Below are 15,678 nucleotides of genomic sequence, written 5' to 3' on the forward strand. Positions count from 1 at the left end.
CCGCCTGCGCGACCGACTCCCCGGCCCCACTCCACCGGCTATACCCTGCCGGGCATCCATAGCGCTGCGATGCAGAGCGCAGTACCCGATGCGAATTCTCTTGCCCGCGCCAGAACTCAATCACCAACGCTTGCAAGGGACTCCGCGCCAATTCCCGGTGAGGTGTTACCGCTGCGCAAAGACAACAAGGCGCCCCCGGCTTGCGCTAACGCCGTCTACGGTCCTGCGGCGTTTTCCCATCAGGTGTGTCGAGCGATAGGTGCTCCCCGAGAGGCAGCAGCCCGCCCTTGGGTTGCGCGTCGGGTTGACTCACTTCTTTTCGGCCTGCTTTCACACGTTTCAGCGGGTCCTCCCCCAGCGCCGCGCGCGTGGCTCGGGCGCCCTCAAGGCGAGCGGTGTCTGCCCGTGCTTCTTCCAGCGCCAGGCTCAACGCGGCCACGTTCTCGGCCTGCTGGATCGCGAATGCTTCGCAGTTGGCGGCAGCCGTATTGATCGCGAGCATGAGTCGACGTGCCTCTACACCCTCCGCCGGGTTGATCTTGGCAACTTCGGACCAGTCCGGTCCGATAACCATGAGGTAGAGCTCTCGATTGTCGACCTTGTGATGCGTCGACTTCTTGGCGATTCCTCCGGCCACCAGACCCACCGGTCCTGCCAGCATCGCGCCACCCACCATCCGCGTCATGGTGCGGCGCGACGTGGTGTAGACCGTTACGTCTCCCGACTCGTCCAGGTACGCCTGCACCGACGGGCATAGCGGGTAGGTGTTGCCGTTCAACGTGACCTCTGCGCCGCTCACACAGTGCAGCGGTCCCACTTTGGCGATTTTGGGCGGCGTCTGGGCGTTCTTCAGATCTTTCTCTGCCTTCCGCACCGCTGCCTGGTGGGCACGCCCTTCCTTCTTCACCGCGCGGTCGGCCTCGACACATTGCCGGTGCAGCAATGTCTCCTCCGGGGTCAGCCTCGCCAGATCTGTGCGGTGTTGCTGGACCGCGCGAACCGCAAACACCACCCCCGCCGTGGCCAAGATGAGAAAAACGACAAGAACGACGATCCCGCCGACGTCCATGTTGTTCCCCCTGAGTAATGGCCCGCGCCCCGTACAGTCACATCGAGCACTGGGGCCTGTCGTTACAGCCGTGCATCCCGCCTGGCTGTCGGCACGCCACCTAACCCGAGGCGAGCACTTCTCGCATGGCCCGTTACGCGTGGTGGGCTAGGCGAGTTCCTCCCTTACCGACCCCGCGCTCCCAGACCCGGCTGCTTAGGCTGGTGGCTGTGAGCAGGCGAGCCGAGGTACAGGTCTACCGAGCCACCTCCGGCTCGCTGCCCGGCACCGAGGATCTCCTGGACGCGGTCGAGCGGGATCGACTGGCAGTCCTACGCCGCCCCGAAGATCGCGTCCGCTACCTGACGGCGCACGTCTTGATGCGCAGAGTGTTAGCGGCACACACCGGCATCCCGGCCCGCGAACAGCGTTTCGAGCGACGCTGTGGCTTCTGCGGCGCCGAGCACGGGAAGCCTCGGTTGCTTCCGGCGGGTTCCCGGCAAGCTCAGGACCTACCCCACATCAACGTTTCGCACGCGGGTGAGCAGGTGCTTCTGGCGGTCTCAACCCAGCCGGTCGGGGTCGACGTCGAGCAGTATTCGGCCACCGCCTTCGCTGGCTTCCCCGCTGCCGCACTCACTTCGGACGAGGCAGCGGAACTGTCGGAGTTCGCCCCCTCGGACCGGCTCGCCGCCAAGGCGGCATGGTGGACCCGCAAAGAGGCGGCGCTCAAGGCAACCGGTCACGGCCTGCGGGTGGAGGCGACGTCGTTGCGCGTCACGCCTCCAGATCAACCACCCCACCTGGTGGAGTGGCACGATCCCGACGTCACCCGGCCGCATCTGGTGATGGCCGACGTTCCCGTACCCGGCTCCTACGCCGGCGCGGTCGCCGTCTGCGACAGCGACCAGTTGCACTTCACCCTGTACACCGCCACCGCGCGCAGCCGGGCCGACGACCTTCAGTTCACGCTCCTGGGCACCGGCGACGCAGAGCACCGAACGGACTAGCGCCAACACGACTACCCCGAGGTGACTGCGGTCGACTCACTGACTAGGCGCCCGGGCCCGGCACTACACAGCCCAGGATCGGCGTCGGCGCCGCGGTTGGCACACACGTTGCCGACTCCACGGCTCAGCCCCTGAGCCGGCCTGTCTCACCGGGTGGCTCGCTGCGTCTTCCAACTGCAGAGGCGCCTCGGCGCTCAGCAGAGGCCGCCGATCTCAGCGAGGAAACTCCGCCGGCACGTAGGACCGTGTCACATCAGCCTTGGGGCGCCCCAGCGGCATCGAGGGCAGCGCCTCGTCATCGATCCACGCTTCGACGACGCCGGCTATCCGCCCGCTGGGGTCGTGGCGCAGCAGGTGCGCCCGGAAGTCGTCGGTGTCGACCACCCCGTGACGATGCGTGCTCGCCCAGTCGCGCAACAAGTCGAAGAACGGTTCGTCACCCATGCTCAGTCGGATGGCGTGCAGGGTCAGCGCGCCGCGTTTGTACAGGCGGTCGTCGAACATCATCTCCGGGCCGGGATCGCTTATCCGCAGGTCTTTGCCTTGGGCCATCAACCGGCGCCACGCCTGCCGGGCGGCGTCCGCGCTGGAACGCAACCGGGCGTGTTCCCACCACAGCCATTCGGCGTAACAGGCGAATCCTTCGTTGAGCCAGATGTCGCGCCAGGAACGCACGCCGACACTGTTGCCGAACCATTGATGGGCGAGTTCGTGGGCCACGAGCCGCTCGCTGCCGCGCCGCCCGTCGATGTGGTTGGCGCCGAAGATCGACAGCCCCTGCGCCTCCAGCGGGATCTCCAGCGAATCCTGGGTGACGACAACGTCGTAGCGCGCGAACGGGTACGGCCCGAACAGACGCGTGAACAGATCCATCATCGCCGGCTGGCGCGCGAAGTCGTGCATGGCGCGGGTGCGCACCGGCGTCGGAATCAAGACCCGTTGGGGCACCCCGCTGACCAAGTCCAGCGCGGCGTACCTGCCGATCTGCACGGTGGCCAGGTACGGGGCCATCGGATGGTTCTCCTCATACACCCAAGTTGTGCGCGAGGAGGCACGCCGGGTCGAGGTCAGTGCGCCGTTGGCCACCACGGTGTATTCGGATTCGGTGGTCACCGCGATCCGGTAGGTCGCCTTGTCGGCGGGGCGGTCGTTGCACGGGTACCACGACGGGGCCCCGTTGGGTTGGCTGGCCACGATCACCCCGTCGGTGAGTTCCTCCCAGCCGAGCTCGCCCCAGCGCCCATCCAACGGTTTGGGTTGCCCGTCGTAGCGGATGAGCACCTCAGCGGATTCACCGGCTTGCAACTGCCGTGGCAGTGGCAGCACCGTTCGGGCTGGGCCCTGCGTGAACCGTTTCACGCGCTGGCCGTCAACCTCGACGGCGCTGATCCGCAGCCCCGCCAGGTCGACGGCGAGCTCGTCGATACAGGTGGCGGCCAAAACCTTCAACCGAGCTGAGGCCTCGAGTCGGTTCGTGCGGACGCTGTAGCGAAGATCGAGGTCGTAATGGTTCACGCAATAGGTGTCGCTGCCGTGGCCCGGCACGTAGGGGTCGAGATCGGTCACGAATCTTCCTCTGTCCACGGGGCGATCGGGTTGCCTACCCACCGGCTTCCGGCTGGCACTGACTCGCCGCGCAACACCAGGGAGGCGGGCCCGACGCTAGCGCCTCGTTCGATCTGGGCTGCAGGCAGGACGACACCTTGGGGACCAAGGGTCGCCCCAGGTGCGAGTTCGACGGTGTCCACGCTCATGATCCGGTCGTGGAACAGGTGGGTCTGCACGACGCAGCCGCGCCCGATCGTCGCGCCGGTTCCGATGGTGACCAGGTCGGCTTCGGGCAGCCAGTAGGACTCGCACCACACGCCCCGCCCGATCCGCGCGCCCAAGGTACGCAGCCAGGCGACCAACATTGGTGAGCCGAGCGCGGCCCAGGCGAACCACGGCCCCGCCACCGTCTCCACGAAGGTGTCAGCCAGCTCGTTGCGCCACACGAAACTGCTCCACAACGGGTGATCGGCTTGGCGGATCCTGCCGACCAGCAACCATTTTGCGAGCGAGGTCACCAGCGCGGCACAGGCCCCGGCAAGGAGCACCACGAGCGGTGTCCCCAGCATCACTGCGACCGGCCCCCAGCCGGTCAGCACGATGAGCGCCACGGCGCAGCACACCGCCAGCGCCACCGACACCATCACCGGCACGACGCGGCACACCTCGACGCATCCGCGAGCGACCTTGAGCCTGGTGGGCGGGGCGTAGGTACGAGAGGCGTCCCCGTCCTGGGCAACCGGGCGGCGTAACCGCACGGGGGGGCTGCCCAACCAGGAGGAGCCTGCTTTGGAGCGCGCCGGGGCCGCGGAGAGCACCGCCACCAACCCGTCCTTGGGGACCTTGCGCCCCGGGGCGGTCATCCCTGAGTTACCGAGGAAGGCCCGCTTACCTACTCGCGCCCGTCCGACCCGCATCCAGCCGTTGCGCAGTTGATAGGAGCCGACCATGGTGTCGTCGGCCAGGAAGGCGCCGTCGCCGACCCGCGTCATGCTTGGCAGCAGCAGCACCGTGGAGGCCTCGACGTCGCGGCCGATCCTGGCGCCGAGGGCACGCAGCCAGGCCGGGGTGGCCAGGCTGGCGTACAGCGGGAACAACAGGTTGCGCGCCGAATCGAGAACTCGGCCAGTGGCCCATACCTGCCAGCCGATGCGGCTGCGTACCGGGTGATATCCCGGCGTGATACCCACGCTGAGCAGCCGAACGACGACGACCGTCATGAGAGCGACACCGGCCAGGCCGATGAGCGTCGCCAGCGGAACCACTGCGAGCGCGCCGATGAGCATGTCGAGCGGTTCGCTGCGCCAGCGGAACCGGGCGAGCAGGAGGGCGATGCCCGGGGCCGCGGCCAGAACCGGTAACACTGCCAGGGCGCCAGCGGAGGCGGCGTACCCGGCCACCCACAGCGGCGCCCGCGGTGGCCGAGTATCAGGCCACTTGTCCTTGGTGTTGCGTCCGGTGATCGGGGCCGCGGGTGAACCGGCCCAGACTTGCCCCTCCGGGATCGCTCCGTGCAGCGCCGACCCGGCTTCCAGTCGCGCGCCACGTCCCACCACCGCACCGGGCAGCAACACACTGCGAGCGCCGACGGTTGCGTGCGCGGCCACTTTGGTGCGTCCGACGTGGAAGAGGTCGCCGTCGACCCAGTGCCCGCTCAGGTCGACCTCGGGTTCGATCGAGGCCCCGCCACCCAAGGTCATCAGACCGGTCACGGGCGGAACTGCGTGCAGGTCGACGCCGCGGCCCACCTTGGCGCCCAACGCGCGGGAGTAGTAGAGGATCCAGGCCGAACCGGCCAGGCTCACCGCCCCCAGCGCGTCGGCGAACCGTTCGGCGGCCCACACCCGCAGGTGCACGGATCCGCCGCGCGGGTAGCTGCCCGGTTGCAGCCCGCGCAGCAGCACCCGCGCGAATAGGGCTGACAGGCCCATCTGGCCGGGTGGGCTGTGCAGAACGAGCAGTCCGAGCAGCACCAGCGGCCACGGCGTATTGGGCAGCTGCTCGAATCCGGGCAGCAGCCGCAGCACCCAGCACAGGGCGATCAGGGCCGTGAACCAGCGCATCCCCCGCACGCCCGCGAACACCACCGACAGCGCCGCTTGGATGGCCTGGGCGGTGCGCGGTACGGGACGGACGTCGCGCACCGGTGCCGGCTCGGCGTCCCCGGTGCCGCCGCCGGGCCCGACTCGGGCGTCGAGGAGGTCGGCTTGGGCTTGCAGGCGGGGATAGTCGTAGATGTCGGCCACGGTGATCCCCGGGTCGCGCCCGCGCAGCAGCGTGACCAGACGGGCGGCGGGCAGGCTGCCGCCGCCGATGGTGAAGAAGTCATCGTCCGGCCCGGGTAGGACGCCCAGAATCTGTTCCCACTGTTGGGCCAGCCAGCCGGGCGTCCCGCTGAGTTTCTCGGCGGCTGCGCTCTGGGAGCCGGGCAGCGGCCACGGCAGGGCGTCGCGGTCCACTTTGCCGGAGGTGCGTGTCGGTAGGGACTGCATCACCGCCAGCCGTGGGACCAGCGCTGCGGGCAGGGACTGCAGGAGTGTTTCCCGGCAGGATTCCAGGTCCAACTCGACACCGGCCGATGGGGCCAGATAGCCGACCAGAATCGGCGCGCCGGAGGCGGCGCCGTGCACGGCGGCCGCACCCCCGGCGACGCCGGGCAACGACTGCAGGGCGGCATCGACCTCACCGAGCTCGATGCGGCGCCCGCCGATCTTGACCTGGTCGTCGGCGCGGCCGATGAAGACGAGCCCCTCCGGGTCGGCTCGCACCAGGTCACCGCTGCGGTAGGCGCGATCCCAACCCAGGGCGGGCGCGTAGACGACCTTGTCCTTGTCGGGGTCCAGATAACGGGCCAGGCCGACGCCGCCGATGATGAGTTCGCCGATCTCCCCCGGCGCGACCGGTTCACCGCTGGAGTCCACGACCGCCAAATCCCAGCCGTCCAGCGGCAGACCGATCCGCACCGGGTCCGCGCCGGTCGTCATCGCCGCGCACGCAACCACGGTGGCTTCGGTGGGCCCGTAGGTGTTCCACACTTCGCGACCGATGGCTTGGAGGCGAGCAGCCAGTTCGGTGGGCAGCCCTTCCCCTCCGAAGATGAGCAGCCGCACCCCGGCCAGGCAGTCTGGTGGCCACAGGGCCGCCAGCGTCGGCACGGTGGAAACCACGGTGATACCGCGTCGTTCCAGCCAGGGACCCAGGTCGATACCCGAACGAACAAGGCTGCGTGGGGCGGGCACCAGGCACGCGCCGTGCCGCCAGGCCAGCCACATTTCTTCGCAGGAGGCGTCGAAGGCGACCGAGAGCCCGGCCAGGACGCGGTCTCCGGGGCCCAGCGGGGCATCTTGCAGGAAGAGCCGAGCTTCGGCGTCGACGAAGGCCGCCGCGTTGCGATGGGTGACGGCCACCCCTTTGGGGGTGCCGGTGGAACCGGAGGTGAAGATGATCCAGGCGTCGTCGCTCAACTCCGGGGCGCGTTCGGGGGCGATGGACGCGGCGGACACGGCCGAAACGTTCGGGGCCTCGACGTCGATGTCGACCTCGGCGCGATCCAGCTCAGCAGCGATGTGCGCCGCGTGAGCGCCCGCTGGTTGCTCGTTGGGTCGCTGGTCGGGTTGACCAGTAGCGGTAGGCAGCGGGTTACCGTGCGCGTCCACGATGCCGTCGTCGGTGATGACGGCGGCGACCCCGGCTTCGCCGAAGACCACCTCGGCCCGTTCGGGCGGGTCGTCGGCGTCGACCGGCACATAGGCGGCACCAGCGAGCAACGTCGCCAGGATGGCGATGTGCAGGTCGACCCCGCCCGAGGAGCGCCGGATCCCCACTCGGTCCCCGCGGCGTACCCCGGCGGCGACAAGAGCGTCAGCTTCGGCGGTGGCGACCTGCCAGGCTTGGCGGTAGGTGAGCACCACCTCGCCTGCATCGATGGCCGGCTCGTTGGGGTGTGCTTGCACCGACTGGGCGAAAATATCAACCAGCGTGCGTGGAGCCGGGGCTGCTGTAGAGGCGCACAAAGGATCGTCGTACGTGTCTGCTGGCACCACTGGACATCTACTTCCGTCGCCGCGATTGCCCCTACCCGGGCCCGTCAGGTCAGGATTTCCCGACACCGCAGAATTGCCTCCACGAGGCGCCGTTCATCGGCGACTGCTTCGGGTCGGGCACTGCCCCGATCCAGACGGTGGCGAAGAAAAGCGAGCTCTACGGCGCAATCCTGCAACTCCATCATGGCCGACTTGCCGGCTCGGCCGTGCGTGCGGGCCGCTGCTTGGCGCGCCGCGCGCCGCCACGGCAGGCTGGCAAGCATGTTCACCTCCGATGAAGTGAACAAGCCGAGCTGGACGTACTGGCCCAGGTGGCGGGCGATCAGCACGCTCTCCCGGCGGCGAACCCAGACCGCGAATCCGATGGTGGCAACGAAAATCGGCACCTGCACCAGCAGGTAGGCAGTCACCCACCCCTGCAGGCCCAGCACGGCAGAGCCGTTCCACAGTGCGTGCAGTCCCATCGCGGTCAGCAGACCAAGCAGCGGGGCGAAGAATCGCAGGAGGCCACGGCCTCGGGAGACCATGACCCCAATCCCGACACCGGTCCACATGGTGAACAGCGGGTGGGCAAAGGGACCGAGCAACCCGCGCAGCACGAAGGTGATCGCCAAGCCGGCAGCGCCGCCATCGGTCAGCGCACGCCCCAGATAGAGGATGTTCTCGGCGAAGGCGAAACCGGCGGCCACCAGACCCGCGTAGACGATGCCGTCGATGACCCCGTCGAACTCCCGCCTACGAACCCAGAACACCACGAGCACCCCGAACCCCTTGGCGAGTTCCTCCACCACGGGTGCCACCGCCACCGTCGCCGCGATCTCAGGGTCGTAGATCAACTGGCTCAGCACCGCTAGGGAGCTGGTGTTGAGCACCAGGGACACCGAGGTGGAAACCAACGCGCCCCAGCCGAAAGCCAGCAGCAGCGAGGACGTCGGTTCTGCTTCGTAGCGGTCCAGCCAGAGGAAGGCCGGAACAACGATCCCCACCGGCAGCACGGCGATGATCGCCGCGAACAAGCCGGCCTGGACGCCGACCTCCATGCCGATCGCTCCGGTGAGCAGCGCCGCACCCAAACACAGGAGGATGAACAGCCCTGCGGTGATCAACCACCGGCGTAGAAACGGTCGATGGGTGGCGTTACGCGCGACGGGCGCCGAGGGGGCGAGCGTCATTCTGCGGTCTCCTTCGGGGCGGGGTCGGGCGCTCGCAGCCTACGGCCTGCTGCTCGGTGTGGTGTCGTGCTGCAGGCAGCCGGTGAGCAGCCCCCGTAGAGTGGATCGGGTGAGCAAGCCAGCACCTGACCATTCTTCCGACCGAATCATCTGGATCGACTGCGAGATGACCGGCCTCGACATCCAAGCAGACGCCCTGATCGAGGTCGCCGCGCTCGTCACCGATTACGAACTCAACCAGTTCGGTGACGGCATCGACGTCATCATTCGTCCCGAACCGGCGGCGCTGGAGCAGATGAATGACTTCGTGCGCGCCATGCACACCGACAGCGGGCTGCTCAGCGAACTCGAGCAGGGCGTGAGCATGCAGGAGGCGCAGCGCACGGTGCTGGAGTACGTGCGCGAGTTCGCCCCGACGCCGGCCAAGTGGCCGCTGGGTGGCAACACGGTCGGCACCGACCGGGCCTTCCTGGCCCGGGACATGCCTGAGTTGGAGTCGCACCTGCACTACCGCAACATCGACGTCTCCTCGATCAAGGAGTTGTCGCGGCGTTGGTATCCGCGGGTTTACCACAACGCCCCGGCCAAGAACGGCGGTCACCGGGCACTGGCTGACATCCGCGAGAGCGTCAACGAACTGCGGTACTACCGCGAGGCAGTCTTCGTGCCTGCGCCGGGCCCCGACTCGGCCACCGCCAAGGAGATCTCTGCACGTCACAGTGCTGCAATGGCGGAGACGACCGAGCCGGAAACGACGTAGTAGCAGGGGGTGGTCATCAGCACCCGCAAAAGCAGGTACGATGGTCGCCGCGCACCAACACGGGTGAAAACCTCATTGAGGATGACCCCGCGTTACGCGCCCTGGTGGGTGTAGCTCAGCTGGTAGAGCACCTGGTTGTGGTCCAGGTGGCCGCGGGTTCAAGTCCCGTCACTCACCCCAGGAAGTACCGCAGCACCGGCGGGCTGGAGTGCACATCGTGCACACCAGCCCGCTGTCGTATCCCCAGCCCATTGCCGTAGCGCCAGCTGCCGGGGCCACGGGCAAGCCGATCCCGCCCCGATCGCAGTCCGGGCGCGGTCCGCGACGTCGACGCCAACGCCGTGCCAGGATGAAGCTCGGCACCGGCGACGGGCCGGGCCGAAGGTTCCCGAACGGAAGGCTGCTCTCGATGCCCACTCCCCCAGCTGCAAGGGTGCGCCCATCGATACCGGTGCGGGCCATCCTCACCGCGGTTCTTGTCACAGTTCTGGCCGGTGCCGGTCTGTTGGTCGGGAGTTGGACGGCGCAGGGGCATGCGCAGCTGGTGAGTTCATCCCCCGCCGATGGCGACACCGTGGCGACTCCACCGGCCGAAGCGTCGTTGACCTTCAACGAGGAGATCAACCCCAAGTTCGCGCAGATCGTCGTGGCCGACCCCTCGGGGCGGGCGGTACCGGTCGAGCCGCAGGTGGAGAATGCGACCGTCGTGGTTCCGCTGCCGACCGACCTGCCAGCCGGCAAGATCGCCGTCCGCTACCGCGTCGTGAGCCGCGACGGCCACCCCATCGCCGGTCAGATCGCCTTCACCCAGGAGAAGGGCGCAGCGGTGAGCTCAGCGCCGCAGAGCAGCGCCCCGAGCGCCCCGGCCGGCGGGCCGATCGCGAACCCGTCACCGGATGTGGCCACCATGACCGAGACGAACCCGGCCGGCCCCACCGAGAGCGACGGCAGCATCGGCGCCATCTACGTCCTGACAGGTGTGGCCGCCCTAGCACTCATCGGTGTCGGCGCCCTGCTGTTCTTCTGGGAACGTCGCCGCCAGTAATACCCACCGAGGAGACAAACCCCCGAACATCGAGAAAGCCCCCGGCGATGCCGGGGGCTTTCTCATGAAGTGCGCCATCAGGGACTCGAACCCCGAACCCGCTGATTAAGAGTCAGCTGCTCTGCCAATTGAGCTAATGGCGCAACAGGTGAAGACCTTACAGCAGACCTGCCTCAGGCGTGAAATCGGCAGGTCAGAGGCCCTTCCTTCGAACGGCGGCGAGGGCGGGATCGTCGGTTTTACCCGCCTGCGCGCTTATCTGGCAGTACGTTTGCCGGGGTGGTCGACGTGCACCGCCACACCACGTTCAGCAGAGCAGGAGCGACATGAGGGCATTGGCGAAGACCCACGCCGGACCGGGTCTGGAACTCATCGAGGTACCGGAGCCGGAGTGCGGCCCGGGTGACGTGAAGATCCGCGTGCAGGCTGCAGGTCTGTGCGGCACGGACCTGCACCTCGAACAATGGGATGAGTGGGCGGCGAGTCAGGTTCACCCACCGATGGCGATCGGTCACGAATTCTTCGGCGAGATCGTCGAGGTCGGCCAGGATGTGACCTCCTGCCGCGTGGGCCAGAAGGCCTCCGGCGAAGGACATGTGGTGTGCGGTACCTGCCGGAACTGCCGGGCTGGACGGCGCCAGATGTGCATCCGCGTCAACAGCGTCGGGGTGAACCGGGACGGCGCGTTCGCCGACTACGTCGTCCTGCCTGCCAGCAACGTGTGGATCCAACCGCAGGATCTGGATCCGCGGGTCGGCGCCATCTTCGACCCGCTGGGCAACGCCACCCACACCGCCTTGCAGTTCCCGCTGGTTGGTGAGGACGTGCTCATCACCGGCGCCGGGCCCATCGGGGTCATGGCCGCCGCCATCGTCCGCCACGCGGGCGCTCGGTTCGTCACCGTCACCGACGTCTCCGACTATCGCCTCGAACTAGCCCGGGCCGCTGGGGCGGACCGCGTCGTCAACGTGGCCAAGTCGCGCATCGCCGACGCCCAGCGCGAACTGGGCATGTCCGAAGGTTTCGACGTGGCCCTGGAGATGTCCGGCAGCCCGCAAGCGCTGGCCGAGACCATCGAGAACATGAACCACGGTGGCCGTATCGCCATGCTGGGCCTGCCTCGGGAGCCGTTCGCCATCGACTTCGGCAAGGTCATCACCCACATGCTGACCATCAAGGGCGTGTACGGCCGAGAGATGTTCGAGACTTGGTACGCGGCCTCGGCCATGATGCAAACCTCAGACCTGCTGCAACGCACCGTCAGTTCCGTCGTCACCCACGCCGTCCCGCTACAGGACTGGCCAGAAGCCTTCGCCGCTGCCCGCTCGGGCGAATGCGGCAAAGTCGTCCTCGACATCAGCTAATCGAAGGGGCATTCATGAACCCGGACTTCACCCAACAGGTGAGCGCCACTGTGGACCAGATCCGCCAGGACGGCCTCTTCAAGAGCGAACGACGCCTGCTGACCCCGCAGTCGGCCCACATCCGCACCCCCAGCGGAGAGGCGCTCAACTTCTGCGCTAACAACTACCTGGGCCTGGCGGACCACCCCGACGTCATCTCGGCCGCGCGTTCGGCCCTGGACGAGTGGGGTTTCGGTATGGCCAGCGTGCGGTTCATCTGCGGCACGCAAGAACTGCACAAGCAACTTGAAGCGCGGATCGCTGAACTGGTCGGGACTCAGGACGCGATCCTGTACTCCTCCTGCTTCGACGCCAACGGAGGCGTCTTCGAGGTGCTGTTCGAGGCGGGCGACGCAATCATCTCCGACGAGTTGAACCATGCCTCGATCATCGACGGGGTGCGGCTGAGCAAGGCCGACCGTTACCGCTACCGCAACCGCGACCTGGAGGACCTGCGCACCCAGCTCGAGGCCGCCAAGGGCGCCCGGCGCATCGTCATCGTCACCGACGGCGTCTTCTCCATGGACGGCTCGTACGCCCCGCTGGAGGGCATCTGCGACCTCGCCGACGAGTATGGGGCGCTGGTGCTGGTCGATGACTCCCACGCGGTGGGGTTCGTCGGCGAGAACGGGCGCGGCACCCACGAGTACTGCGGCGTACTGGAGCGGGTGGACCTGATCACCGGAACCTTGGGCAAGGCGCTGGGTGGCGCCTCCGGGGGCTACGTTGCCGGTGCCAGCGAGGTCGTGGAGTTGCTGCGTCAGCGTTCGCGCCCCTACCTGTTCAGCAACGCGGTGGCACCCTCGGTCGCGGCCGGTTCCTTGGCGGCGATCGAACTGGCCTTAGGCGGCTCCGAGCAACGCCAGACGCTACGCCGAAACGCCGAACTGTTCCGCAGCCTGATGGATGAGGCCGGCTTCGAGCTACTGCCCGGGAGCCACCCCATCGTGCCTGTGATGTTCCCCGGCGAAGACGGGGCCCGCCAGGCGAGCCAGATCGCGGACTCCATGCTGGAGCGCGGCGTGTACGTCATCGCGTTCTCCTTCCCCGTTGTGCCTCGGGGCAAGGCCCGCATCCGCGTGCAACTTTCGGCTGCGCACAGCGAGCAAGACGTGCAAACCTGCGTCAAGGCTTTCATCCAGGCCCGCGACGAAGTGGTCTGACCCGTAGACGTGAAGTGGGCCGGTGCAGGTGCACCGGCCCACTTCACGTTATGCAGGGTTGGTCATGAGGTCGTCTGCGAGAGGGTCACAGGTAGAGGCCCGTCTGATCGGCTTCGCCCTTGGGCGCCCCCACCGCGTGCACATCGCGCTCGCGCAGCAACACATAGGTCTTGCCGTCGAGTTCCACATCTGCCTGTTCCTGCGGGTCGTACAACGCCCGATCGCCGAGCGTGACCTGCCGCACGTGCTGCCCGGTTGCTACGACCGTGGCCCAGGCCAAACGCTTGCCCAGACTTGCCGTGGCAGGGATGAGCAGCCCACCACCGCTTTGCCGCTCCCCGTCGCTTTCTTCGCGAAACAGGAGCACACGGTCGTGGAGCATGCGGATAGGCAGGTCCTCTGCCGTCTGCCCGGTGGAACGTTCAGCCACGAACGCGACGCACGATGGCGACGGTCAGCAGCAGCACTGCCACTCCGGCTGCGCCGCCCACGACGTCGTACCGCAGTTCACCGGTCTCGGTGTGGGTGAACGAGTACAGCGCGCTGCGCCCTTCGGCCACCTGTCGCTTTGCGATGTTGGCAGGCTTGACCCGGTAAGCGAGCTCGTCGATCGTCGAGGCGAGACGCTCCCGGTGCTGCGCGATGTCCTTCTCGATCTGGTCCAGAGACCGATTGTCCTGCGCGCTCATCGGCGGCGTCCTTTCGGTTGGTTCAGCTTGTGGGTGACGACCCCACGGTCGCCATCAGCGACGATAACCTACCTGAGGGTCGCTGCGTCGTCCCCCCGCTCGGCGGGTACAGATTGTCTAGGGATGGCAAGGCTGGTTCAGGAACCATCCGGCCGGTTCCACCCGCTCCCTCCACCGCAAGGAGATTCGATGCCCCGCCTGGAACTGCAGCAGGACGCCCCCGCATTCACCTTGAAGAACCAGAACGGCGAGCAGGTGTCCAGCTCGGACTTCGCCGGCCGCAAACTCGTCATCTTCTTCTACCCGGCAGCCATGACCCCTGGCTGCACGACTCAGGCCTGTGATTTTCGCGACTCTCTCGAGCCGCTGAAGACGGCCGGGTATGACGTCATCGGGATCAGCCCTGACTCCCCCGAGAAGCTGGCGGAGTTCATCGATAAGGAGCACCTGACCTACCCGTTGCTGTCCGACCCGGACAAGTCCGTGATGGAGGCCTACGGCGCGTTCGGGGAGAAGACCATGTACGGCAAAAAGGTCACCGGCGTCATCCGCTCGACGGTTGTCCTGGATGAAGACGGAAAGATCGAACTGGCCAAGTACAACGTGCGCGCCAAGGGACACGTCGCATCGTTGGTCAAGCAGCTCGGAGTCGATGTCCCGACGGTCTAGGTGCAGCCGTGGCGGTGCAGACCGCAGGCTGCGTCCCGGGTACCCTTACCGTTGCGCGCGGACGTGGTGGAATTGGCAGACACGCAGGATTTAGGTTCCTGTGCTTCGGCGTGAGGGTTCGAGTCCCTCCGTCCGCACTCAATGAGGTCGGCACCAGGCCCATCTGCACCCCAGGCGGATTGTGGGTTCCTGAGCGTCTGGCGGTACGCACTCGCCCCTGTACAGGGGTCTGAACGCCCATACCGTGGAACCTGCGTTCGAGGTTCAAGGAACACCTCGGTTCGTCTGAGCAGCACTCAACGCGCACCGGGGTGAGTGCTGCCGGGGCGGTCAGTCATGAACCCTGCCCGTGCTCTGCCACGCCGTCGGCAGCCCAGGACCGGCGGCGCATCCCGTTAAGACCCGAATAAGCAGCGACCCGTGGCTCGCGCCAGCCGTCGAGGGCTGCCGGCTCGGGACGGTAGACCTCGATGCCCAGAGGGCGACACACCTCGAGGGGGTCGCGGGCATCGGGGCCCCACATCGGGATGGACAGGTCCCCGCCGGGGCAGGTGGACAAGGCGCAGAGCAGGTCGATCTCGGCGAAGAACTCGAAGTAGTCGCCCTTCTTCGCCGGGCAGGTCTTCATGAATTACTGGTCGGCGTCGTTGAGGCCGGTGACCTGGAAGACGTTGAGCACGTCGTGCACGTCGTGCTCGGTCAATCCGTAGGGCGCCACTGCACGGGTGAGGTTGCTGTGACAGTGGAAGTCGAAGTCCTCGCCGGTGAGCAGGGTGTTGGTGTACGGGTCGCATCGGGTGCCCAACAGGTCGTGGACGCGCCCGCCCTCGTCGTCGGTTCCGTAGCCTGCCAGCGTGTCGTCGGTGATCGTCACCAGCGGGCGCAGATAGGGCAGCGTGGACCAGAGCCTGTCGTGCGTGCTGACGTGGGCGGCCTGCAACTGGCGAGTCTTGGCGGCCCACAGCCGCTCACGCGGATTGTGCCGGTTCCAGATATCCAGGTCACCAACCTGAGGCCCCTCGATGGCAACGATCCGGCACAGATGCCCCTGGGGGACCTCCCAGGCGCGACCGCTGCGGATCGGGATCTCGAATGAGTCCACCAAGTCTCTTGGTGCACTAGCGATTC

Annotated in this window: 14 protein-coding genes and 3 tRNA genes; 8 read left to right on the forward strand and 9 right to left on the reverse strand. The window is 67.4% G+C overall.

The features are described from left to right. Positions 1-205: 205 nt before the first annotated feature. The gene (locus G9V96_RS03815; RefSeq protein ID WP_168581849.1) at positions 206-1,069 is read right to left on the reverse strand and encodes a hypothetical protein; all 864 of its coding nucleotides are present in this window, start codon (positions 1,067-1,069) and stop codon (positions 206-208) included. Between the two features lie 209 nt (positions 1,070-1,278). Between G9V96_RS03815 and G9V96_RS03820 the strand changes: the two genes are divergently transcribed. After that, complete coding sequence (locus tag G9V96_RS03820) at positions 1,279-2,058, forward strand: 4'-phosphopantetheinyl transferase family protein (protein WP_168581850.1); 780 nt, start codon at positions 1,279-1,281, stop codon at positions 2,056-2,058. A 213-nt stretch (positions 2,059-2,271) separates the two neighbouring features. Here the strand turns inward: G9V96_RS03820 and G9V96_RS03825 are convergent, their stop codons facing one another. Genes G9V96_RS03825 through G9V96_RS03835 form a run of 3 tightly spaced genes read right to left on the reverse strand, consistent with a single transcriptional unit; the run spans position 2,272 to position 8,821 of the window. Further along, a complete protein-coding gene (locus G9V96_RS03825; RefSeq protein WP_226913443.1) occupies positions 2,272-3,624 on the reverse strand; it encodes a M1 family metallopeptidase in 1,353 nt (450 codons plus the stop codon). Next, positions 3,621-7,646, reverse strand: a complete 4,026-nt coding sequence (locus G9V96_RS03830) for a Pls/PosA family non-ribosomal peptide synthetase (RefSeq protein ID WP_168581852.1) — start codon at positions 7,644-7,646, stop codon at positions 3,621-3,623. Before G9V96_RS03830 ends, G9V96_RS03825 begins: the two co-directional genes overlap by 4 nt. A gap of 47 nt (positions 7,647-7,693) precedes the next feature. Beyond that, complete coding sequence (locus G9V96_RS03835) at positions 7,694-8,821, reverse strand: PrsW family intramembrane metalloprotease (protein ID WP_226913445.1); 1,128 nt, start codon at positions 8,819-8,821, stop codon at positions 7,694-7,696. Positions 8,822-8,930: 109 nt separating this feature from the next. On the opposite strand from G9V96_RS03835, the gene orn reads away from it, so the two are divergent. The 3 genes from orn (at position 8,931) to G9V96_RS03850 (ending at position 10,626) form a co-directional block, all read left to right on the forward strand. Next, the gene (gene orn, locus G9V96_RS03840) at positions 8,931-9,581 is read left to right on the forward strand and encodes an oligoribonuclease (protein ID WP_226913447.1); all 651 of its coding nucleotides are present in this window, start codon (positions 8,931-8,933) and stop codon (positions 9,579-9,581) included. Between the two features lie 104 nt (positions 9,582-9,685). Next, a tRNA-His gene (locus tag G9V96_RS03845) sits at positions 9,686-9,761 on the forward strand. A gap of 229 nt (positions 9,762-9,990) precedes the next feature. Next, a complete protein-coding gene (locus G9V96_RS03850) occupies positions 9,991-10,626 on the forward strand; it encodes a copper resistance CopC family protein (protein WP_168581855.1) in 636 nt (211 codons plus the stop codon). A 70-nt stretch (positions 10,627-10,696) separates the two neighbouring features. On the opposite strand, the gene G9V96_RS03855 is transcribed toward G9V96_RS03850, so the two are convergent. After that, positions 10,697-10,769 (reverse strand) — tRNA-Lys (locus tag G9V96_RS03855). A gap of 183 nt (positions 10,770-10,952) precedes the next feature. On the opposite strand from G9V96_RS03855, the gene tdh reads away from it, so the two are divergent. Both tdh and G9V96_RS03865 read left to right on the forward strand, forming a co-directional pair. Then, on the forward strand, positions 10,953-11,990 hold the full coding sequence (gene tdh, locus G9V96_RS03860) for an L-threonine 3-dehydrogenase (protein WP_168581856.1): 1,038 nt from the start codon (positions 10,953-10,955) through the stop codon (positions 11,988-11,990). A gap of 14 nt (positions 11,991-12,004) precedes the next feature. After that, positions 12,005-13,192 carry a glycine C-acetyltransferase gene (locus G9V96_RS03865; protein ID WP_168581857.1) on the forward strand — a complete coding sequence of 396 codons (1,188 nt, stop codon included), beginning with the start codon at positions 12,005-12,007 and terminating at the stop codon, positions 13,190-13,192. A gap of 85 nt (positions 13,193-13,277) precedes the next feature. On the opposite strand, the gene G9V96_RS03870 is transcribed toward G9V96_RS03865, so the two are convergent. Continuing rightward, positions 13,278-13,574, reverse strand: coding sequence for a GroES family chaperonin (locus G9V96_RS03870; protein WP_168583827.1), 297 nt, complete (start codon positions 13,572-13,574; stop codon positions 13,278-13,280). A 40-nt stretch (positions 13,575-13,614) separates the two neighbouring features. Beyond that, the gene (locus G9V96_RS03875; protein ID WP_168581858.1) at positions 13,615-13,881 is read right to left on the reverse strand and encodes a DUF3618 domain-containing protein; all 267 of its coding nucleotides are present in this window, start codon (positions 13,879-13,881) and stop codon (positions 13,615-13,617) included. A 189-nt stretch (positions 13,882-14,070) separates the two neighbouring features. On the opposite strand from G9V96_RS03875, the gene bcp reads away from it, so the two are divergent. Further along, positions 14,071-14,550: a thioredoxin-dependent thiol peroxidase gene (bcp, locus tag G9V96_RS03880; RefSeq protein ID WP_168581859.1), complete on the forward strand. Its 480-nt coding sequence runs from the start codon at positions 14,071-14,073 to the stop codon at positions 14,548-14,550. Positions 14,551-14,607: 57 nt separating this feature from the next. Continuing rightward, positions 14,608-14,687 (forward strand) — tRNA-Leu (locus G9V96_RS03885). 197 nt (positions 14,688-14,884) lie between these two features. Here G9V96_RS03885 and G9V96_RS15045 read toward each other — a convergent pair. Both G9V96_RS15045 and G9V96_RS15050 read right to left on the reverse strand, forming a co-directional pair. Further along, a complete protein-coding gene (locus G9V96_RS15045) occupies positions 14,885-15,178 on the reverse strand; it encodes a hypothetical protein (RefSeq protein WP_226913449.1) in 294 nt (97 codons plus the stop codon). A 3-nt stretch (positions 15,179-15,181) separates the two neighbouring features. Then, on the reverse strand, positions 15,182-15,652 hold the full coding sequence (locus G9V96_RS15050) for an urea carboxylase-associated family protein (RefSeq protein WP_226913455.1): 471 nt from the start codon (positions 15,650-15,652) through the stop codon (positions 15,182-15,184). Between the last annotated feature and the right edge of the window lie 26 nt (positions 15,653-15,678).

The sequence above is a fragment of the Gephyromycinifex aptenodytis genome (assembly GCF_012277275.1).
GTDB classification, from domain to species: Bacteria; Actinomycetota; Actinomycetes; order Actinomycetales; family Dermatophilaceae; genus Gephyromycinifex; species Gephyromycinifex aptenodytis.